Source organism: Planococcus halocryophilus (genome assembly GCF_001687585.2).
Taxonomy (GTDB): domain Bacteria; phylum Bacillota; class Bacilli; order Bacillales_A; family Planococcaceae; genus Planococcus; species Planococcus halocryophilus.
The window spans coordinates 1760530-1780551 of sequence record NZ_CP016537.2; the positions used below are offsets into that span (position 1 = coordinate 1760530).

Annotated in this window: 19 protein-coding genes; 8 read left to right on the forward strand and 11 right to left on the reverse strand. The window is 39.6% G+C overall.

The annotated features are described in order from the left end of the window. The first annotated feature begins 35 nt into the window (after nt 1-35). From BBI08_RS08845 to BBI08_RS08855, 3 genes are all read left to right on the forward strand, one after another. Nucleotides 36-1268 carry a PucR family transcriptional regulator gene (locus BBI08_RS08845; RefSeq protein ID WP_065527993.1) on the forward strand — a complete coding sequence of 411 codons (1233 nt, stop codon included), beginning with the start codon at nt 36-38 and terminating at the stop codon, nt 1266-1268. A gap of 120 nt (nt 1269-1388) precedes the next feature. Continuing rightward, complete coding sequence (gene ald / locus BBI08_RS08850) at nt 1389-2519, forward strand: alanine dehydrogenase (protein WP_008496457.1); 1131 nt, start codon at nt 1389-1391, stop codon at nt 2517-2519. 119 nt (nt 2520-2638) lie between these two features. Then, complete coding sequence (locus BBI08_RS08855; RefSeq protein ID WP_065527994.1) at nt 2639-3403, forward strand: purine nucleoside phosphorylase YfiH/LACC1 family protein; 765 nt, start codon at nt 2639-2641, stop codon at nt 3401-3403. A 194-nt stretch (nt 3404-3597) separates the two neighbouring features. Here the strand turns inward: BBI08_RS08855 and BBI08_RS08860 are convergent, their stop codons facing one another. Next, nucleotides 3598-4896, reverse strand: coding sequence for an L-lactate MFS transporter (locus BBI08_RS08860; RefSeq protein WP_008496458.1), 1299 nt, complete (start codon nt 4894-4896; stop codon nt 3598-3600). 457 nt (nt 4897-5353) lie between these two features. Between BBI08_RS08860 and citZ the strand changes: the two genes are divergently transcribed. Further along, entirely contained in the window at nt 5354-6469 is a 1116-nt protein-coding gene (citZ, locus tag BBI08_RS08865) for a citrate synthase (protein ID WP_065527995.1), read from the forward strand. Nucleotides 6470-6532: 63 nt separating this feature from the next. On the opposite strand, the gene moaA is transcribed toward citZ, so the two are convergent. The 9 genes from moaA to BBI08_RS08910 form a co-directional block, all read right to left on the reverse strand. Beyond that, entirely contained in the window at nt 6533-7549 is a 1017-nt protein-coding gene (moaA, locus tag BBI08_RS08870; RefSeq protein WP_040850773.1) for a GTP 3',8-cyclase MoaA, read from the reverse strand. A gap of 16 nt (nt 7550-7565) precedes the next feature. Further along, nucleotides 7566-8129, reverse strand: a complete 564-nt coding sequence (gene mobA / locus BBI08_RS08875; RefSeq protein ID WP_236610177.1) for a molybdenum cofactor guanylyltransferase — start codon at nt 8127-8129, stop codon at nt 7566-7568. Next, nucleotides 8126-8359, reverse strand: a complete 234-nt coding sequence (gene moaD, locus BBI08_RS08880; protein WP_008497459.1) for a molybdopterin converting factor subunit 1 — start codon at nt 8357-8359, stop codon at nt 8126-8128. Before moaD ends, mobA begins: the two co-directional genes overlap by 4 nt. Next, nucleotides 8356-8796: a molybdenum cofactor biosynthesis protein MoaE gene (locus tag BBI08_RS08885; protein ID WP_065527996.1), complete on the reverse strand. Its 441-nt coding sequence runs from the start codon at nt 8794-8796 to the stop codon at nt 8356-8358. The genes moaD and BBI08_RS08885 overlap by 4 nt, the downstream gene beginning before the upstream one ends. Then, on the reverse strand, nt 8783-9304 hold the full coding sequence (mobB, locus tag BBI08_RS08890) for a molybdopterin-guanine dinucleotide biosynthesis protein B (RefSeq protein WP_155800255.1): 522 nt from the start codon (nt 9302-9304) through the stop codon (nt 8783-8785). Before mobB ends, BBI08_RS08885 begins: the two co-directional genes overlap by 14 nt. Continuing rightward, complete coding sequence (locus BBI08_RS08895) at nt 9292-10536, reverse strand: molybdopterin molybdotransferase MoeA (protein ID WP_008497462.1); 1245 nt, start codon at nt 10534-10536, stop codon at nt 9292-9294. Before BBI08_RS08895 ends, mobB begins: the two co-directional genes overlap by 13 nt. Nucleotides 10537-10741: 205 nt before the next feature. Next, entirely contained in the window at nt 10742-12025 is a 1284-nt protein-coding gene (locus BBI08_RS08900; RefSeq protein ID WP_008497463.1) for an L-lactate MFS transporter, read from the reverse strand. Nucleotides 12026-12217: 192 nt separating this feature from the next. Continuing rightward, a complete protein-coding gene (gene fdhD, locus BBI08_RS08905) occupies nt 12218-13048 on the reverse strand; it encodes a formate dehydrogenase accessory sulfurtransferase FdhD (protein WP_065527997.1) in 831 nt (276 codons plus the stop codon). After that, on the reverse strand, nt 13035-13418 hold the full coding sequence (locus tag BBI08_RS08910) for a Na-translocating system protein MpsC family protein (protein ID WP_065527998.1): 384 nt from the start codon (nt 13416-13418) through the stop codon (nt 13035-13037). The genes fdhD and BBI08_RS08910 overlap by 14 nt, the downstream gene beginning before the upstream one ends. A 258-nt stretch (nt 13419-13676) precedes the next feature. Between BBI08_RS08910 and fdhF the strand changes: the two genes are divergently transcribed. The 4 genes from fdhF to BBI08_RS17185 all read left to right on the forward strand — a co-directional run bounded on the left by fdhF (nt 13677) and on the right by BBI08_RS17185 (nt 19208). Further along, nucleotides 13677-16604 (forward strand): formate dehydrogenase subunit alpha, encoded by a 2928-nt coding sequence (gene fdhF, locus BBI08_RS08915; RefSeq protein WP_065527999.1) that lies wholly within the window; start codon nt 13677-13679, stop codon nt 16602-16604. 14 nt (nt 16605-16618) lie between these two features. Beyond that, nucleotides 16619-17098: a helical membrane plugin domain-containing protein gene (locus BBI08_RS08920; protein ID WP_008497464.1), complete on the forward strand. Its 480-nt coding sequence runs from the start codon at nt 16619-16621 to the stop codon at nt 17096-17098. Between the two features lie 610 nt (nt 17099-17708). Further along, entirely contained in the window at nt 17709-19001 is a 1293-nt protein-coding gene (gene aceA, locus BBI08_RS08925; protein WP_040850775.1) for an isocitrate lyase, read from the forward strand. 78 nt (nt 19002-19079) lie between these two features. Further along, entirely contained in the window at nt 19080-19208 is a 129-nt protein-coding gene (locus tag BBI08_RS17185) for a hypothetical protein (protein WP_008428307.1), read from the forward strand. A 100-nt stretch (nt 19209-19308) separates the two neighbouring features. Here the strand turns inward: BBI08_RS17185 and BBI08_RS08930 are convergent, their stop codons facing one another. After that, nucleotides 19309-20019 carry a class I SAM-dependent methyltransferase gene (locus BBI08_RS08930; RefSeq protein WP_008497466.1) on the reverse strand — a complete coding sequence of 237 codons (711 nt, stop codon included), beginning with the start codon at nt 20017-20019 and terminating at the stop codon, nt 19309-19311. Nucleotides 20020-20022 lie beyond the last annotated feature (3 nt).

Here is a 20022-nt window from a genome sequence, read left to right on the forward strand (position 1 = left end):
GTTAAGATCAGCATAATCGCTAAAGGAGCTGCTCTATGGAAGAAACACCGCATAAAAATCCATTTAAAAAACCATTTTTTGATTTAAAAGAACTTGTTGACAGTATTCAAGAACATTTAGGATGTCCTGCAACAATAGAAGACACTAATCATCGTTTAAATGCTTATAGTTCTCATGGAATTGATGCTGATCCTGCGCGAATCGGTACCATCATTTCTCAGCGAGTTCCTGAGAAAGTCATCAATCGCCTATGGAAAGAAGGCATTATTCCAAAACTAATACAATCAGATAGTGCTTTGCGCATTCCGCATATTGAAGACATCGGACTTCGTGACCGTGTAGCGATAGCCATCCGAAAAAACAAAGAAATTTTAGGCTATATATGGGTGGTCGAAGGTCCAAAAAAATTAACTGACATACAATTAGAACAGTTAAAAGAGGCGGCCGGCGTCGCAATTCCTTTAATGGCTAAAATTCAACAAAATCGGAAACGGAAAGAAGAAAACTATCAGGATTTCCTGTGGCAGCTTTTAACAGGTCAATTTAAAAATCGAGATGAAATTTATGAACAAGTTCATGAACTGTATCTCAAAATCCCAAATCATTTCACTGTACTTGTGTTTTATTTTGAACAAGATATTTCACAAGCAATGGAAGAACAAATTTCCTATTTAATTACGACAAGTCAAAAAATAACCAATCATTTTCTTGTAGTGATGGACAATGAATTGATTTTAATCGCCTCTCCCCACCCATCACAGTCTGATGCTAAAGCTTTCGACAGTTTCATCACGTACTTCACTTCAGAAATAGCGAACCGTTTTTCTATTTTGGGTGTTAAAGGAAGTTCTGGTAACGGGTATAGTGACTTCAGCAAAGCTATGACGAGTTACCAAGAAGCGCAAAAAGTACTCGAACTCAAAAAATATTTTCCAGAAGAGCTTGAAAATGTATACCATTATAGCCAACTAGGTGCTTTTTTGTATATCGATCTGATCCAACAAGAATTGCCTAACGAGCATCCGGCAATCAGTAAGATTAGAGCTTATGACAAACTGCACAAATCGAATTTCTTGAAGACATTAGAAGTATTTATTCAAAAAGACAGTAATATGAACGAGGCAGCGAAGAAATTATTTGTCCATACCAATACGCTTCATTACAGAATGAAGCGCGTAGCAGAAATTGGTGAGATTGATTTGGCGAATGTTCATGAAAAACTAGGTATTTACCTTGATTTAATGGCACAAAAAATGACGGAAAAATAATCTTTTGTGAAATTTCACAAAAGGAATGCTTATCTTTCTTCTTTCTACCCAATGCAGTGTAGTAGGCTTTCCGGTATACTTATGGATATCTTCACTATTCGTTTTAAGGGGGAAACATCAATGATTATTGGAATTCCAAAAGAAATTAAAAATAACGAGAACCGAGTGGCAATTACGCCTGCGGGTGTCGATGCTTTTGTAAGAGCAGGTCATCAAGTTATCATCGAAACAGGTGCAGGTCTTGGATCTAGTTTTACCGACATTGATTATATAGCTACAGGAGCGAAAATTGTGGAGACTGCTGCGGAAGCATGGTCTTCTCAAATGGTTATGAAAGTAAAAGAGCCCGTTTCTTCTGAATACCAATACTTCCGTCAAGACTTACTGTTATTCACGTACTTGCACCTTGCAGCTGAACCTGCATTGACGCAAGCTCTTGTAGACAATAAAGTAACGGCAATTGCATACGAAACTGTATCTGTAAATCGTACACTTCCACTATTAACACCAATGAGTGAAGTAGCTGGGAGAATGGCTTCACAAGTTGGCGCTCAGTTTCTTGAGAAAATTTACGGTGGCAAGGGTGTTCTTTTATCCGGCGTACCTGGTGTACAGCGTAGTAAAGTGACGATTATTGGTGGTGGAGTTGCTGGAACAAATGCAGCGAAAATGGCTATTGGTCTTGGCGCACAAGTAACAATCATCGATTTGAGTCCTGAGCGTCTTCGCCAATTGGATGATATTTTTGGAAATGATGTCACGACATTGATTTCCAATCCATTCAATATCGCAGAAGCAGTCAAAGAATCTGATTTGGTTATTGGGGCTGTATTAATCCCTGGAGCAAAAGCGCCTAAATTAGTAACTGAAGACATGGTAAAAGCCATGAATCCTGGAACTGTCATTGTAGATATTGCTATCGACCAAGGCGGGATTTTTGAAACGACTGACCGTATCACGACTCATGATAACCCAACTTACGTTAAACATGGCGTAGTTCATTATGCTGTTGCCAATATGCCTGGAGCTGTTCCACGTACTTCGACAATTGCGTTAACAAACGTAACTGTAGGATATGCTCTTCAAATGGCTAACAAAGGTGTGCACAAAGCTGTTGCAGAAAATCCAGCATTAATGCTTGGTGTTAACACAGCTAATGGTTTCGTAACTTATGAAGCTGTTGCGAAAGATCTTGGTTATGAATTTATCACAGCTGATGAAGCTCTTACAAAGCCCACATCTTCAATTTAATTACAACAAAGGCAGTCCCGCTCTTTAGTATAGCTGGACTGCCTTTTTTGCTCTTTAAACTATTTCATATTGCTGTACATCCGTTTTAACTTATTTTATATTTAAAAAAGGTGATTACATTGAAAGTAAAATTTTATACGAACAATAAAAATTTTGTATCTGGCATGACATTAAAAGACCTATCTGCTCCTGAAAACAATAATATGGCTTTGCACGCTTGCGAAAACATAGAGATAGTTTTATCAAACCGAAAAAAATTAGCAGACTTCCTAGACGTTTCACTTGGTGATTTTATTTGTACACAACAAACACATAGCGCTAACTTCCGACGCGTCACTAAACAACATAAAGGAAGTGGCGCATATACAGTCGAAACCGCCATGTCTAATACGGACGGTTTGTATACTTTTGATACGGGAGTTTTGTTGTGTAGCTTTGCAGCCGATTGTGCTCCTGTTATTATTCACGATAAAAAAACAGGATTAATTGGTGTCATTCATTCGGGATGGCAAGGCACTGTGAAAGAAATTACGCTTAAACTTCTTAAGCACATAATTTCCGTAGAACAATGCAATCCAACTGATTTAGAGATTCAAATCGGCGCATCTATTAGTCAACAACAGTTTGAAGTCGATCAAGATGTTTATTTAAAGTTTGAAGATTTAGGATACGCTAGTGATTTTATGTATTTTAATTCGTTTACGAATAAATACCATATCGACAACCAAGCTACTGTAAAAAGACAATGCGAACTTGCTGGAATTCCTTCTAGTCAAATTCTCGTTGATTCTACATGTACGTTTTTAAATTCTGATGGATTTTCTTACCGTCAAGATCGAAAATGTGGCAGGCATTTGATTTTTGCTATGACAAAAAACCAATAGTTTTCTAACAAAAAAATCATTCCCTCAAAATTGAAGGAATGATTTTTTCATTTAGCACACTACTATAAGAATTTAAGAACGGTCCTTATTACCTTTTATTACATTCATAAAACAAGAATAAAGAATCAAAATAAAAATAAAAATTTGTATCTTTTAATTCATTTCCAACTAATAGAAACACTCATTTTTCACTATTAATTATTGTCACTTTGCAAATTCAAACCATTTGAAGATACATCTGTAACCTTCTCAGATTTCAAATTTCCTTCAATTCGCTTTATGTCCCAACGGATCAACAATGATATCAGGAAAGCAATAGATACTAGTACGATAAAAACATAAAACACTGGTTCATAACTATTGGTGCGCTCGCGAATTTGCGATACGATTACCGGTCCAATAATGCCGCCTAATGACCAAGTCGTTAATAGAAACCCATGAATTGCACCTAATTGTTTTGTGCCAAAAAGATCCCCTACAAAAGCAGGTAGATTAGAAAACCCACCGCCATAGCAACTTACAATAACCAGTATTAACGCTTGGAAAATCAAGACATTCGTGATGTTTGGAAGCATAGTAAAAGCAATAATTTGAAGTCCAAAGAAAATAGTGAAAACGGTTGGACGGCCAATATAATCAGAAATTGCAGCCCATCCTAATCTTCCTCCGCCGTTAAAAATCCCCATAACCCCCACTAAAGTTGCAGCACCTGCTGCTGATAAACCTATCAGCTCTTGTGACATGGGTGACGCTACAGAAATAATCATAATACCGGCACTGACATTAATTAACATCATCGACCAAACCATCCAGAAACGGCGAGTCTTCACGGCTTCTTTAGCGGTCAATTGCGCCAAATCTTTTTTCATAACTTTTTTCCCAGAATCGATTGCTTGTTGCATACCTTGAGGCATCCAGTTTGCTGGTGGTGGTGCGATATACGATGCCCCCACTAAAATTAAAATAAAATAACTAATTCCTAGCATGTAAAAAGTAGAGCTGACTCCGAATAACCCAATTAAATTTGCAGCTACTGGTGCAGTAATTAGTGCTCCTGCCCCAAACCCCATTACAGCCATTCCTGTTGCTAACCCTCTACGATCTGGGAACCATTTAACAAGCGTGGAAATTGGTGCGATATAGCCAATACCTAACCCTAGTCCACTCAGCAAACCATATGTTAGTAAAAACATGACCAACGAGTCGAGTTGAATAGCAAACCCTGCACCCGCCTGGCCAAAACCAAATAAAAATGCAGCTAAAATCGCGGACTTGCGTGGCCCGTTCTTTTCGACAAATCCTCCGAAAAATGCGGCTGAAATCCCGCCAAGTGCCATCATAATTGTAAATGCATATGTAATTTCTTTAGCTGTCCAACCCATTTCATTGCTGATTGGCGTCGTGTAAACGCTATAAGCATAGGCTGCTCCGATTGATAATTGGATCGCAATTGCTGCAAGAGCAATCAACCACCTGTTTTTTGTTTTTGTCATCGTATATCCTCCCTTGTCTATATCCCCAGGTAATTCCAGAGGTGATTCTAAAGAGATTACAGGCATATCCCAAATAAAACAATTAGTTTTTTGAAAATATAAAATTTATCTTACTGAAATTATTAAGAAAAACCCAGTAGTCTCTAGGAAGAAATTGCCTTAATAAAATATTTTTTTAATTTAAAAATAGTGCATTTGCATCAATTCCGCACTCTAGCTAATAAAATCCGTGAGTAGGATTATTATTCTGTTTCAACCATCAATTTCGCTGTTTTAATCAAAGAATATATAATAACAGTCAATTTTTTAAAAATTTTCACAAATTTAAGTTACAGTAAACAAATAGCACAAATTAGACACATTTATTTTTCTCACTTAATTTGTTTCAGAAGAACATAAGTATTTATTTCAAAATGTAAACGCTTTAATATTACAGATCCAAAAAGGAGAGATTTAGTTGACAACAACAAAGGGTTTAGAAGGTGTAGTAGCAACACAATCCGCGATCAGTTCGATCATTGATGACACACTTACATATGTCGGCTATGATATCGATGATTTAGCCGTAAATGCCAGCTTTGAAGAAGTGATTTACCTGTTATGGCACCAACGTTTGCCAAAAGCAGCTGAATTAGCGGAATTGAAGCAACAATTGGCGGACAACATGGCCGTTCCACAAGCTGTGTTAGATCACTTTAAAACATACGACATCAAAAACGTGCACCCAATGGCGGCACTTCGCACAGCCGTATCAATGCTTGGCTTGTTTGACGAAGAAGCTGAAGTAATGGAACCGGAAGCAAATTACCGCAAAGCCATCAAAATTCAGGCAAAAATTTCAACTTTGGTAACGGCTTTCGGTCGCATTCGTAGCGGCAAAGAACCGGTTGCCCCGAAAACAGATTTAAGCTTTGCAGCAAACTTCTTGTACATGTTGTCTGGTGAAGTGCCAGCAGCCATCGAAGAAGAAGCGTTCAACAAAGCGTTAGTGCTTCACGCGGACCACGAATTAAACGCATCAACGTTCACGGCACGTGTAGCTGTCGCTACGTTGTCTGACGTTTATTCAGGTGTCACAGCAGCCATTGGCGCATTAAAAGGACCTCTTCACGGTGGAGCGAACGAACAAGTGATGAAGATGTTAACGGAAATCGGCTCGGTCGATAACGTGGAAAAAGTCATCAACGAAAAACTAGCGAACAAAGAAAAAATCATGGGCTTTGGCCACCGTGTATACCGTAAAGGCGATCCACGTGCGAAGCACTTACGTGACATGTCTCAAAAATTGACAAAAATTCGCGGCGAAGAAAAATGGTACGACATGTCGGTGAAAATCGATGAAATCGTTACGGGCCAGAAAAACTTGCCGCCAAATGTAGATTTTTACTCGGCATCGGTTTATCATAGCTTGAACATCGAACACGACTTGTTTACACCAATCTTTGCAGTTTCGCGTACATCAGGTTGGTTAGCTCATATCCTTGAGCAGTACTCAAACAACCGCTTGATCCGCCCACGTGCGGAATACATCGGACCGGGTATGCAAACTTACGTGCCAGTTAACGAAAGATAAATACATTTATCAATACACAAAAGGAGAATCCTAATAACACAGGATTCTCCTTTTTATTGTAGGCTAACCGCCAATATACGACATACCAATTTTGTTTCGATTTTTCGCTGTTAGTTCGGTGCGTTCATCTGAGTACCGATCGTCTCTACGTTCCCAAACAGCTGAAATTTTCTCGAGTAATTCTTCGTCATTCAATCCATTGCGAATCAGTTCTCGAATATCAAAATGTCCTGTGGCGAATAGGCAAGTATAAAATTTGCCATCTGACGATAGACGCGCACGTGTACAAGAAGAACAAAAAGACTCTGATACGGATGTTATAAATCCGACTTGTCCTTTCCCTTCTTCAAATCGATAACGTTTGGCTACTTCTCCGTAATAATCTTTATCTACTGGCTCCAGTTTATACACGGATTGCAACTTCTCTAAAATTTGCTTTTTGGTAACTACTTTTTTAAAGCTCCAACCGTTGTCATTTCCAACATCCATGAATTCGATAAACCGTAACGTGATGCCGCGTTCTTTAAAATAAGCCGTCATCGGCAAAATCTCGTGTTCGTTGACGTCTTTTTGGACGACCATATTGACTTTAATTTCGAATCCGACTTGTTGAGCAAAATCGATTTGTTTTAAAATATGTGAAGGATCAATTCCTCTGCCATTCAGTTTACCGAATAACTCCGGATCCAAAGCATCTAAGCTAATATTTAAACGGCGAAGTCCAGCATCATATAATGCTTGCGCCTGATTTCCAAGCAGCAATCCATTGGTTGTCAAGCCGATGTCTTCTACCCCTTCAACTGAAAGAATTTTTCCAACCAATTCAGGCAAGCCTCTACGCATTAACGGTTCGCCACCAGTAAGCCTAATTTTTTTGACGCCCATCGCCACAAAAACTTTTGTTAAGCGGTGTATTTCTTCAAATGACAATAGCTCCTGCTTCGGCAAAAATGCATAATCATCACCGAATACTTCTTTTGGCATACAGTAAGAGCAACGGAAATTACAGCGATCGGTGACCGAGATTCGCAAATCCCGGATCGGACGTTGAAAGTGGTCCTGTACTGGGTTTATAGTCATGCTGCCATCTCCTTTTTTAATCATCCGGGTGATTAAAATTGCGAAAAACAAGCTGATTTTCATGGATAGCTGATGTATCAATCCATTCAGTTGTTACTTTCTCCATAAATTTCATAACCCGTAATTGTCCGTTTTCTAGTTCTTTTTGTAGCTGTTCTTTTATGTGACTATCCCAAATGCTAAACAAAGGAATTTTTTCAGTCGCGTTCCAAACAGCTGTTATATCTGCAGACGCATCTGCTAAAGCGACAAGTTTTTTAGTTTCTGCAGGTCCTATAAAAGGCATATCACAAGGCAATACCACATATTTGTCTGCGTGTATGGCAGCCATACCTGAGTAAATTCCAGCCAGCGGGCCTTGTCCTTTAATCCAATCAATATCCGTAATGACATTGTAATCAGCTGGAAATCGCGATACCAGTTCTGGTCTTGAGACAACAACAATACGATTGCATACTCCGGCTAATGCTCGATATGCACATTCATAAAAAAACTCTCCTTCTATTTCAGCGAATGCTTTAGGAGAGCCGAACCGACGAGATAAGCCGCCTGCAAGTAAGATTCCTACAGTCAACGTCACCCTCCGCTTACCGGGGGGATAAAAGCAACAACATCCCCAGTCTCCAGTACATCTGTCGGTAACGCATATTCTTCATTCACAGCTAAACGGGCTGCCCCACTAAGAAATTCCGGATATTTCTCAGTCGCCCATTGCCATAATTCATCAACAGTTTTCCCTGCCATATCCACTTGTTCTTCTGACACGCCCGTTTGATCTTTGAGTCCTGCAAAATATACTAAGCTGATCATGTTAATCCCCCTTCCGGTTTTTTCTTCTGGTCTCCAATCCACTCTTCTCCGTCTTCCCAAATTTCCTTTTTCCAAATTGGTACAATTTCTTTAATTCGCTCTATGGCATATTCATTAGCTTCATATGCAGTTTTTCTATGTGGAGATGATACCGCGATAACCACTGCGATATCGCTAATTTGAAGCTCACCGATACGGTGGGCAATCGCTACTTTCGTGCCTTCCCAGCGCTGTTCAATTTCCGCTCCAATTTGAGCTAGTTTTTTCTCAGCCATAGGTACATAAGCTTCATATGATAAATACATTGTTCGCACACCTTTTGTCCATTCACGAACATGTCCTGTAAATAACGTCACCGCTCCCGCTTCTGGCCGCAAAACGAAATCTGCATAAAGTTGAGGATTGATCGCGGTTGTTACGATTTCAAACGCTTTCATGACTGTCACCATCCATCCAGTTAATAAACCAAGTCGCTAATTGCTTACTGTCATTCTGCAGAATCATACGTGCATTGTCCAGTTCTACTGCTTCTGGTGAAACAACTAATTGAATTTGTTTCAATTTTTGTAGCGTGATCCAATCATCTACAGAATTGAGCAAAACAATTTTTTCATAATGAGCTTCTTTAAATCCTTCTACCAAAACTATGTCTGGATTTCCACTAGCCGCAAGTGCAAGTAAATCGTCTAGTGTCGCCTCTTGTTTTCGCTGATGCATTTGAATAACTCCATCACCATAAGCAATAGAACAATCTGCACCTCTTTCGAAATGTCGCATGCTATCAGTTTTAGCACTCGGCATATTGAGTGCGCCGCCATGTCCGTGATGCTTGATCGCAGTTATTTTTTTCCCGCTCCTTTTTGCAAGTTTTAGCAATTGTAAAGTTATTGTCGTTTTGCCACTATTTTTATACCCAACTATTTGTAGCACTTTCACAACTGCCACCTAGCCGCGCCTTCTTCTGTACCGAGCAGCAAAACGTCTACAGTATCGCCTGTTTGATAGCCTCGCGACCCACCTGGCAACACGATTAATGCATTGCCTCGTGCTATGGAAGATACGGCATTGGATTTATTGAATCCCGCTGGCGAAACTGTTTTGCCATCATAAATTGCCCGAACAAAACGGGTAAACGGATTGGCTTTCTTAAAATCTTCACCTAGTACTGCAATGGTATGTGGCATATATAGTTTTTGTGCTCCCATCATTTTTAAAAGTGCTGGACGCGCAAACAATTCGAAGCCTGTAAAACAAGCAGATGGGTTACCTGATAAGCCGAACAAAAAGCGACCATTTGCCACTGCAACTGTCGTTACACTGCCTGGGCGCATAGCGACTTTATTGAATAATACTTGTGCTCCAAGTTTTTCGTAAATAGCCGGAAGAAAATCGAAATCTCCTACGGAAACACCACCTGTAGTAATAAGACAATCTGTTTCTTCTGCTGCCTTTTTTACAACTCGGTAACTTTCGTCCAAATTGTCGATTGACATGCCATACATTTTACAGCGTAAACCCATTCGCTTTAACTGAGCTACGATCATTGGTCCATTACTGTTTCGTATTTTCCCCGGTACTAAATCATCTTCTACTGCTAATAATTCTGTCCCGGTTGAAAGAATGCCTACAGTTGGCTGTTTTGCCACCAAAATTTGAGAATAGCCAAAAGTCGCGAGTAAAGCGATGGTTCCTGGGTTGATAAAACTCCCACTTTCAATTACTACTTCATTTCTCCGAAGATCTTCACCTTGTAAAGAAACGTTTTCTAGAGACAGAAACGGCTTTCGAATGGTTATTCCTTCATCCGTTTCTTGCGTTTGTTCAAACATAACAACAGCATCTGCCGCTTTTGGCAATTGTGCTCCCGTCATAATGCGAATGGCCTCAAATGCTTGCAGTTTTTTTGAAGAAACTTCTCCTGCTCCAATATGGTCAATTACTTTAAAGGCAATCCGATTGTCACCCGATGCACCTTCAGAATCAATTGCACGAATAGCAAACCCGTCATAAGGTGAACGATCAAAAGGCGGCACATCACTCGACGCAATAATCGGTTCTGCTAGAATACGGCCGTAACTTTCTTCTAAATCTATTGTTTCAGTACCAATTGAAAAAGCCTGTTCTACTACTTTTTTTACCGCTTCTGCAACAGGTAATGGAGTCCGTTTTTCGACCATTCCACTTCAGCTCCTTTAGGAAAATAAAGTTCTCAATATGTTTTACTGCTTATGTATTTTTTAAGTTTTAAAAAAGTTTCTTATCGTACTAAACTTATACAAAGTGATTAAGCATGTCAAACAAGCATTTTTAATATAAAGAAAAAACCTTGAAAATTGAAACTTTCAAGGTTTTCCAACTAAATCATTTGTTGAATAGTTTAACTCAGTCACTAACAACTTCTGTATTTGCAGGTACTGCCATTTCTGCGTTTTTAGCTCGAAGTCTCCGAATATCAAGACGAATTACAAGTGATATAACAAGTGCTACAACAAACAGGCCTGCAAAGAACATCAGACTGCCTTCGTAACTTCCTGTTTTGTCTTTCATGTAAGCTGCAAATAATGGTCCCGCAAGACCAGCTGCTGCCCAAGCTGTCAAAATATATCCGTGAATCGCACCAAGCTGTTTAGTGCCAAAAATATCAGCAATATACGCTGGGATCGATGCAAATCCACCGCCGTAGCAAGTGTAAATGATAGCTAGCATAATTTGGAAGAATAACGCATTTGTTGTAAACGGCAAGAACGCAAACAATGCAATTTGAATAACAAAAAATGCAGTGTACGTATTTGGGCGTCCGATATAATCGGAAATTGTAGCCCAACCAAGGCGGCCAAGACCGTTAAATATTCCAAGAACACCAACTAATGCTGCCGCTTGAACGGTAGTCATGCCGATACTGTCAATTGCCATTGGTTTGGCAGCTGATAAAATTGCAATCCCGCACGTCACGTTGATAAATAACATAAACCATAAATAATAAAAACGTTTTGTTTTAATCGCTTCGTTAGCAGTCAGTTGAGACAAGTCAACTTTTCGTTCCGCTTTCCCACTAGTAAGTTTTTCTTCGAATCCAGCTGGAGACCAACCTTCTGGAGGTTTCTCAAGATAAAGTGAAGACAATAGCATAATGATTAAATAAGCAGCCCCTAAAATATAAAAGGTTTGTTCTACTCCTACAGTTGTGATGAGCTTTTCCATAATTGGACTGCTTATTGCAGCTGCAAATCCAAAGCCCATAATGGCAAGACCTGTTGCTAAACCGCGACGGTCAGGAAACCATTTTACTAAAGTTGAAACAGGGGCAATATAACCGATTCCAAGTCCGATTCCGCCAAGTGCTCCGTAAAACAGATATAGCATCGGCAAAGAGGAAGCGCTTACAGCAAAACCTGATCCGATAATCCCTGTACCAAAAAACATAGCTGCGACTAGTCCCGCTTTTCGAGGACCGTATTTTTCAACAAAACTCCCAAAAAAAGCGGCAGATAATCCTAAAAATAAGATGGCAATACTAAATGTCAATTGCACTTGACTAGTTGACCAGCCAAATTGGTCGATTAAGGGGTTTGTAAAATTGCTCCATGCATAAACAGATCCGATTGATATATGAATCCCCACTGCAGATAATGCAATCAGCCATCTGTTTTTTGGTTTCTTTTTCATTTTCTCTGACCTCCTGGTGAAATTGTATCTAACTATATAAAATGATTTCTCAAAAAGACAAATCATCAGTTTTCCGTAGTTACGTGGTTAATTTCAAAAAAAAGAAAGCTGTAAAACTACAGCTAAACTCTTGATTGTAAATGTGTTTAATTTGTGAATAATAAGACGATTAGAATCATAGCACCCTTCTTTTTATTTGTCACCAGATTTTTTTTCGAAAACTTCTTCCGGTTTTTCTCCCACAATTCGTTCGGGATGTGTATAAAGATTAAATGAACTGCCGCGGATAAAGCCGATTGCCGTGATCCCTAAGTCTTCAGCTAAAGTTAATGCCAGTTCTGTAGGTGCAGATTTTGAAAGAACAATTTCACATCCGATTTTTGCCACTTTCATTAAAATTTCAGAAGAAATTCTGCCGCTAAAAACGATCACTTTATCGCGAACGTCAATATCATTCATTAAGCAATATCCATATATTTTATCCAATGCATTATGTCTCCCAATATCCATACGAGAAACAATGATGCCATTCGCATCGCAAAGAGCCGCATTATGTACGCCGCCTGTTTGCTTAAACATTTCTGCTGACTCGCCCATCTCTGTCATAAGTTGAAAACAATTTTCTGGCGTTAATGTCACTCGAACTTCTGTCATTTTCTTCGCAATCATGGCATCATGCGCAAAAACAAACCCTTGACGACTCATGCCGCAGCAGGAACTAATAAACCGCTTGTTTTGTAATTGCTCAAAAAACGGATACACTTTTCTTGCAGTGATGTGCACTGTACCTGTTTTTTCTTCTACTCGAATGTCTTGAATGTCTTTATAGTTTGGGATGATTCGCTCAGAAACCAAAAATCCAATAGCCATCTCTTCCATTTTGTCAGGGGAACAAACAATAGTGATAAATTCTTTGCCGTTAATTTTAATGGTGGCAGGTTGCTCAACAACCACACGATCTTCTTTTTCGGTAAAAGCACCTTTTTCAAAGCGAATGATTTTTCGTACTTTATCTTGTTTCATCTTTTTTTTCTCCTATCTGCCCCGATTGATCAATCGGTCTATCGAAAAGAAAAACAGATACAGCAATATCATCTTCTATTTTGATATCTGAAAACAGGTGAACAAATTTAGCATTAACCAGTTTTTCCATGCCTTCTGGTGCAGCAGAAGCATATACGCTTTGAATCATGCGCGTGCGTGCTGCGTGAACCATTTCTTTTCCTTCGGGAGTTCTCGCGATAAATTGTTCGGAAGGGCTAAGGTTGCCATACAAAGTTGAAATCGCCATATCGTTCACAAATACCGTGTGGATCCGCTCAGGGCCTTTGCCGAATAAGTTTTTACGTAATTTCCGAATAATGTCGTTAAATTCATGGATTTGTCTAGACATATACTTCTACTCCCTATCGTACGGATTAATTTATTGACCAATGAATATTTTAGTTGTATAAGACATTTTTACTGTTTATAATAATAACATACGTTGGTACTGTCGTAAGTTCTTGCGACAGCGCTTTCACTTTACTTAATAATTTTGGATTGGTCATTTAACAAGTCCTGTTAAGACACTATTCCACTATGAAACAGATGCACTTGTCAAGTGTGTTTTTCATAGTGGATTTTTTTATATCAAAAAGGAGGTTTTTGCATGTCGATAAAAATTAACGGCTCCCTTACTGAGTTCGAACAAGGAAAAACCATTTTACAAGTGCTAAACGAACAGAAAATTCTTCACCCACAAATATGTTATATGCCCGAACTAGATCCAATCGAAACTTGTGACACGTGTATCGTAGAAGTCGACGGTAAACTTGTTCGTTCGTGTTCCACAACAGCTGTTGCTGGAATGGATGTCCAACTTGCTTCCCCACGTGCGAAAGAAGCTCAAACTGAAGCGATGGATCGAATTCTTGAAAACCACTTGCTTTATTGCACCGTTTGCGACAATAACAACGGAAACTGTAAAGTTCACAACACGGTCGACATGATGGAAGTTGAACATCAAAAATATCCTTTCGAACCAAAATGTACAGTGGATGAAGTTGATTTAACAAATCCATTTTACCGATATGACCCAAACCAATGTATTGCATGTGGTCAATGTGTTGAAGTTTGCCAGAACTTACAAGTCAACGAAACTTTAACGATGGATTGGGCGCGTGATCGTCCAATCGTTCTTTGGGACGGTGGCGCTAAAATCAATGACTCTTCATGTGTTAGTTGTGGTCAATGTGTAACCGCTTGTCCATGTAATGCCTTAATGGAAACGTCCATGCTAGGTGAAGCAGGCTTTATGACTGCCATCCCAGAAAAAGTCCTTAGTCCAATGATTGATTTAGTAAAAGATGTTGAACCAGGTTATAGCGGTATTATGGCTGTCTCGGATGCTGAAGCAAAAATGCGTGAAACACGTACGAAAAAAACCAAAACCGTTTGTACGTTCTGTGGTGTTGGTTGTTCGTTTGAAGTGTGGACAAAAGATCGTAAAATCTTAAAAATCCAGCCAGTATCAGATGCACCTGCCAATCAAATCTCAACTTGCGTAAAAGGTAAATTCGGTTGGGATTTCGTCAATAGCGAAGAACGCATCACAACTCCTTTAATCCGTAAAGATGGCGAATTTGTTGAAGCTAGCTGGGAAGAAGCACTGGATTTGGTCGCTTCTAAGTTTAAAGCGATTAAAGAACAAAATGGCAAAGACTCAATTGGTGTCATTTCTTCTTCAAAAATTACCAACGAAGACAATTATGTTATCCAAAAGCTAAGTCGCCAAGTGTTTGAAACGAATAACGTCGACAACTGTTCACGTTACTGCCAATCCCCAGCAACTGACGGATTGTTCCGTACTGTTGGAATGGGCGGAGATGCAGGAACTATTAAAGATATTGGTAGTGCGGGACTTGTTATTATTGTTGGGGCTAACCCAGCAGAAGGTCACCCTGTTTTAGCGACACGCGTAAAACGTGCTCATAAATTGCACGGACAAAAATTGATTGTTGCGGATATGCGTAAAAACGAAATGGCCGAGCGGTCTGATATTTTCATTACACCTAAACAAGGTACTGACCAAGTATGGTTAATGGCTGTCACGAAATACATGATCGATCAAGGCTGGCACGATCAGCAATTTGTAGATGAAAACGTCAATTATTTCAACGAGTTTAAAGAAGTATTAGCTCAATACACATTAGAGTATGCTGAAAAACGAAGTGGTGTTTCAAAAGAAACAATTATCCGTACAGCAGAAATGATTCGTGACGCAGATGGCACGTGTATTCTTTGGGGCATGGGCGTTACACAAAACACAGGTGGTTCTGATACGTCTGCTGCTATTTCCAACTTATTACTAGCGACAGGAAATTATCGTCGTCCAGGCGCGGGTGCTTATCCACTCCGTGGTCACAATAACGTTCAAGGCGCATGCGATATGGGCTCATTACCAGGGTGGTTACCAGGATATCAACACATCACCGATGACAATGCTCGCCAAAAATTTGAGCAAGCTTACGGCGTGAAAATCGATGACAAGCCAGGAATGGATAACATCCAAATGCTACAAGCTGTAGATGAAGGCATTATGAAAGCGATGTACGTTGTTGGCGAAGATATGGCTTTAGTTGACTCGAATGCTAACCATGTTGATGAAGTTTTATCGAAACTGGACTTTTTCGTCGTACAAGACATCTTCTTCTCACGTACAGCACAATATGCAGATGTTATTTTACCAGCTGCACCATCACTTGAAAAAGATGGTACGTTTACAAATACAGAACGTCGTGTTCAACGTTTGTACAAAGCCCTACCAGAAAAGGGACAATCAAAAGCTGATTGGTGGATTGTTCAAGAAATTGCCAACCGCCTAGGAGCTGGTTGGAATTATAATCACCCAAGTGAAATCTTTGCTGAAATGGCAAGCCTGTCTCCCCTATTTGCAAAAGCAGATTATACAAATATGGAAGGTTGGGACAGTTTCTTATGGGGTAGCTTAGAAGGCGAAAGTACGCCTCTTCTATATGTAGATGGCTTCAACTTCCCTGACAAAAAAGCACGGTTCGCTTTATCTGACTGGATTGAGCCTGTCGTATTCCCGCAAGAATATGATTTACACATTAACAATGGCCGTTTGTTGGAACATTTCCACGAAGGCAATATGACCGACAAATCAAAAGGAATACTTTCTAAATTACCTGAGACTTTCGTCGAAGTGTCACCCAAACTTGCAAAAGAACGCGGACTTGAAGACGGTTCGACAGTGCGTCTGGTCTCTCCTTATGGCGCATTAAAATTACCGGTCATTGTAACAGACAGAGTTAAAGACAACGAGCTGTTCTTGCCAATGAACTCGACGAAAAAAGAAACAGCAATCAATTTCTTGACTGGTCCTGCTGTTGATCAGCGGACAAATACACCTGCTTACAAGCAGACAAAAGTTCGTATGGAAGTATTAAAAGATCACGTGAAACGTCCGCTACCACAATCTAATCCGCGTGATAAAAAACGCACGCCACAATCAGGCATTGAAGTCGAACGGAAATGGGCACGTGATGGCTATGTGCATTTGACAGATCAACGATAGAAAGGTGATGTCCTATGGCAAGTCCAATAACTCAGATTAAGAAGAAAGAATGGACCTCTGAAGAAATCCGTCAGCAAAAGCTTTTTGAATTGGAAACTTTGATCGTTGAACAAAACGAGTCACTTAATAAATTATTAGATATTACTGGTGATTTAAATAATGCCGGCGTTTTGGATGCTGTGCTCGCCATGATCAAAGCCAAAGAAGGCATTGCCGAAGTTGTCATGGAACAAGCTACTCGTGAACCCGTTACAAATCTCATTAATAATATGATGAGTGCTGCTGGCGCATTAACTGCTATTGACCCGGAATCAACGGGTCAATTAGCATCAAGTGTGGTCAAAGGGTTAAAAGAAGCTGAAGAACAAAATCAAAATGGTAAAAAAATAGGAGTTTTCCAACTTCTCAAAGCTTTACGTGATCCTGATATTAACCGGACCATTAAGTTTGGTCTTAATTTCCTGAGAGGTATGGGTAAGGGATTGGATCGTTAAGAATCGGCAATTTAATAGTTTCAAAAAACAGTCATTGCTTTTTATAGCTATGACTGTTTTTTTGTGGGTTCGCTTTCTAATCCCGCTTCAGACGCTTTGTGCATAGCTCTCGCGATAAGCCCGAAACGGCACTGGTCTTTTCGCTTCTCCTAACCCTTGGACGCGTCTCTGCTGCATGAGTTAATTATTGATATTTCACCTATTAAGAAATTATAAATTTACAAACACCTATTATATAGAAGGAACTGCTTTTAGTACTCAAGATTTTTAATGATTAACAGCTATATCCAGCGCTGTTTTAAACCCGTTCTGTTCTCTCTGATATAAATAAAAGAGCTCGATTTTCACAATTCCTACTATAGTATAGCTAATTTCAGATTAAGCTCATCTAACCCAACTATCTTCTATTGATGTTGAAACAGCATTCGTGAAATAAATCAGAATAGTCATTCTCCTTCATCGCCAATTATCTGCTTTTATCATGAAATAATCGCTTTTGTCCATTTTTTAAGACAAAAAACCCTTTCTGTTATATATTAATTAACAAGAAAACAAACTGTATTAATACAGTTGTTAATTAAATTTTTCAAATCAGAAAGGGATGGATGACATGGTCGCAAACAAACTTCAACAAATCGAGGAACTGAATACTAGTTGGGAAAATGACAGTCGTTGGAATGGCATTGAACGTATGTACACAGCAGAAGAAGTTGTAAAACTTCGCGGTTCTGTACAAATCGAGCATACTTTAGCAAGAAAAGGTGCTGAGCGCTTATTCCACTCGATTCATGAAGAGGATTTCGTGAATGCTCTAGGTGCTTTGACCGGTAACCAGGCAGTCCAACAAGTAAAAGCAGGATTGAAAGCAATTTACTTGAGCGGTTGGCAAGTAGCGGCCGATGCTAACTCTGCAGGTCAAATGTATCCTGACCAAAGTTTGTACCCTGTCAATTCGGTCCCAGATGTTGTAAAGAAAATTAACCAAGCGCTTCAACGCGCTGATCAAATTGATGGCGTGGAAGGCACAGAAGGATTTGATTGGTTCGCACCAATCGTAGCAGATGCTGAAGCAGGGTTTGGCGGACCGTTAAATGTATATGAGTTAATGAAAGCAATGATTGAAGCAGGTGCTGCTGGCGTTCACTTTGAAGATCAGTTAGCTTCCGAGAAAAAATGCGGACATTTAGGCGGGAAAGTATTATTGCCTACTCAAAATGCTGTTAGAAATTTAGTTTCTGCTCGATTAGCAGCAGATGTATTAGGTGTTCCGACATTAATCATCGCTCGTACAGACGCAGATGCAGCTGACTTAATCACTAGCGACATCGACCCTCGTGACCATAAATTTATTACAGGCGAACGCACACCTGAAGGTTTTTACCGTACAAATCCCGGCATCGACCAAGCCATTGCACGCGGCTTAGCTTACGCGCCTTATGCAGATCTTGTTTGGTGTGAAACGTCTCACCCGAACTTAGAAGAAGCACAACAATTTGCAGATGCAATTCACGCAGAATTCCCTGGCAAATTACTTGCCTACAACTGTTCACCATCGTTCAACTGGAAAGCGAAGCTTGATGAAGAAACGATTGCGAAGTTCCAAGTTGAACTTGGCAAAATGGGTTACAAATTCCAATTCGTTACACTCGCTGGTTTCCATTCATTAAACCACAGCATGTTTGAGCTCGCTCACGATTACAAAGATCACGGCATGGCCGCTTACTCGAAACTTCAGCAAGCTGAGTTTGCGAACGAATCAAAAGGTTACACAGCCACTCGTCACCAGCGCGAAGTAGGAACAAGCTACTTTGACGAGATTTCACAAATCGTATCAGGTGGAACTAGCTCAACAACGGCGATGAAAGGTTCTACTGAAACAGCTCAATTTACATCAACTAAGTAAACAAAACTTATAATTTGACTAGCGTTTATCCTCAGCCCCGGCATTCAAGAACCTAAAAAACTATTGGAGGAGATCCTTATGAAAACGACAAAAACATATGAGACACGCACAATGAAAGAATGCCGCGAGTGCGGATGCGAAATCAAAGAGCAACAGCAGTCAATCATCTATGAATGTGAACGCTGCATGTGCAATAAAGACGAATAAAACAAAAAACACAAGCCACTTGAAACTGAGTGGCTTGTGTTTTTTTATACCAATTACATTATACATACTGAAAATTTATAAGTATAACGAAACATTTTTCTTATTTACTTTTACTAACTTTCAAGATTAAAAAGTTTGGGCTCTTCATTAGCTTCGCATATTGTTCGGGTGCTAGTTTTTTGAATATCTCAGTTGGTTTTGGTTCTACTACTCTTTCGATTGTAAAGTGAGCAAGTAGTGACTCAAAGACTTCACTCAAAGATTTACGGAAAAACGGCACTTTGTACGTCTTTCCTCCTTTGTTCCACGAATCCACAATCAGCTCCGTGCTAAAATAATCGACGTCTTCCAATAATTTTAGATCTGTTAGCGGATGATGAATCGATAAAAGAAAGCTGCCTCCAGGTTTTAATACTCGGTGAAGTTCTTTAAACGTTTCTCTCCACTCTTTTAAATAATGTAACGTTAACGAGCTAACAACAACATCAAACGTTTCATCTTGAAAAGGTAAGGTTTCTTCTAAATCCAAACAAATTACAGAGGCTTTGTCTCCCAGTAATTTATGCGTGTGCTTGACCATTTCTGGACTAATATCTACCGCTGTTATTTGTGCACCTCGTTGAGCCAATTGCTCAGAATACCAACCAGCAGAACAGCCTGCATCGAGTATATGTAATCCGGCCAACTCTTGTGGGACTAGTTCCATCATCGCCGGTCTTTCATATTGCGTATTGTATAAATTATTCGCATCTCCCATTTGCTTATAGATGCCTGCTAGCTCATTAAATACATCTACTACTTGCTTTTTCATACT

What these genes read in the sequence shown, in the direction of transcription:
- BBI08_RS08845 (WP_065527993.1), top strand. Translation starts at nt 36, where the DNA reads ATGGAAGAAACACCGCATAAAAATCCATTTAAAAAACCATTTTTTGAT.
- ald (WP_008496457.1), top strand. Translation starts at nt 1,389, where the DNA reads ATGATTATTGGAATTCCAAAAGAAATTAAAAATAACGAGAACCGAGTG.
- BBI08_RS08860 (WP_008496458.1), bottom strand. Translation starts at nt 4,896, where the DNA reads ATGACAAAAACAAAAAACAGGTGGTTGATTGCTCTTGCAGCAATTGCG.
- moaA (WP_040850773.1), bottom strand. Translation starts at nt 7,549, where the DNA reads ATGACTATAAACCCAGTACAGGACCACTTTCAACGTCCGATCCGGGAT.
- moaD (WP_008497459.1), bottom strand. Translation starts at nt 8,359, where the DNA reads ATGATCAGCTTAGTATATTTTGCAGGACTCAAAGATCAAACGGGCGTG.
- BBI08_RS08885 (WP_065527996.1), bottom strand. Translation starts at nt 8,796, where the DNA reads ATGAAAGCGTTTGAAATCGTAACAACCGCGATCAATCCTCAACTTTAT.
- BBI08_RS08895 (WP_008497462.1), bottom strand. Translation starts at nt 10,536, where the DNA reads ATGGTCGAAAAACGGACTCCATTACCTGTTGCAGAAGCGGTAAAAAAA.
- BBI08_RS08900 (WP_008497463.1), bottom strand. Translation starts at nt 12,025, where the DNA reads ATGAAAAAGAAACCAAAAAACAGATGGCTGATTGCATTATCTGCAGTG.
- fdhD (WP_065527997.1), bottom strand. Translation starts at nt 13,048, where the DNA reads ATGAAACAAGATAAAGTACGAAAAATCATTCGCTTTGAAAAAGGTGCT.
- BBI08_RS08910 (WP_065527998.1), bottom strand. Translation starts at nt 13,418, where the DNA reads ATGTCTAGACAAATCCATGAATTTAACGACATTATTCGGAAATTACGT.
- fdhF (WP_065527999.1), top strand. Translation starts at nt 13,677, where the DNA reads ATGTCGATAAAAATTAACGGCTCCCTTACTGAGTTCGAACAAGGAAAA.
- BBI08_RS08920 (WP_008497464.1), top strand. Translation starts at nt 16,619, where the DNA reads ATGGCAAGTCCAATAACTCAGATTAAGAAGAAAGAATGGACCTCTGAA.
- aceA (WP_040850775.1), top strand. Translation starts at nt 17,709, where the DNA reads ATGGTCGCAAACAAACTTCAACAAATCGAGGAACTGAATACTAGTTGG.
- BBI08_RS17185 (WP_008428307.1), top strand. Translation starts at nt 19,080, where the DNA reads ATGAAAACGACAAAAACATATGAGACACGCACAATGAAAGAATGCCGC.
- BBI08_RS08930 (WP_008497466.1), bottom strand. Translation starts at nt 20,019, where the DNA reads ATGAAAAAGCAAGTAGTAGATGTATTTAATGAGCTAGCAGGCATCTAT.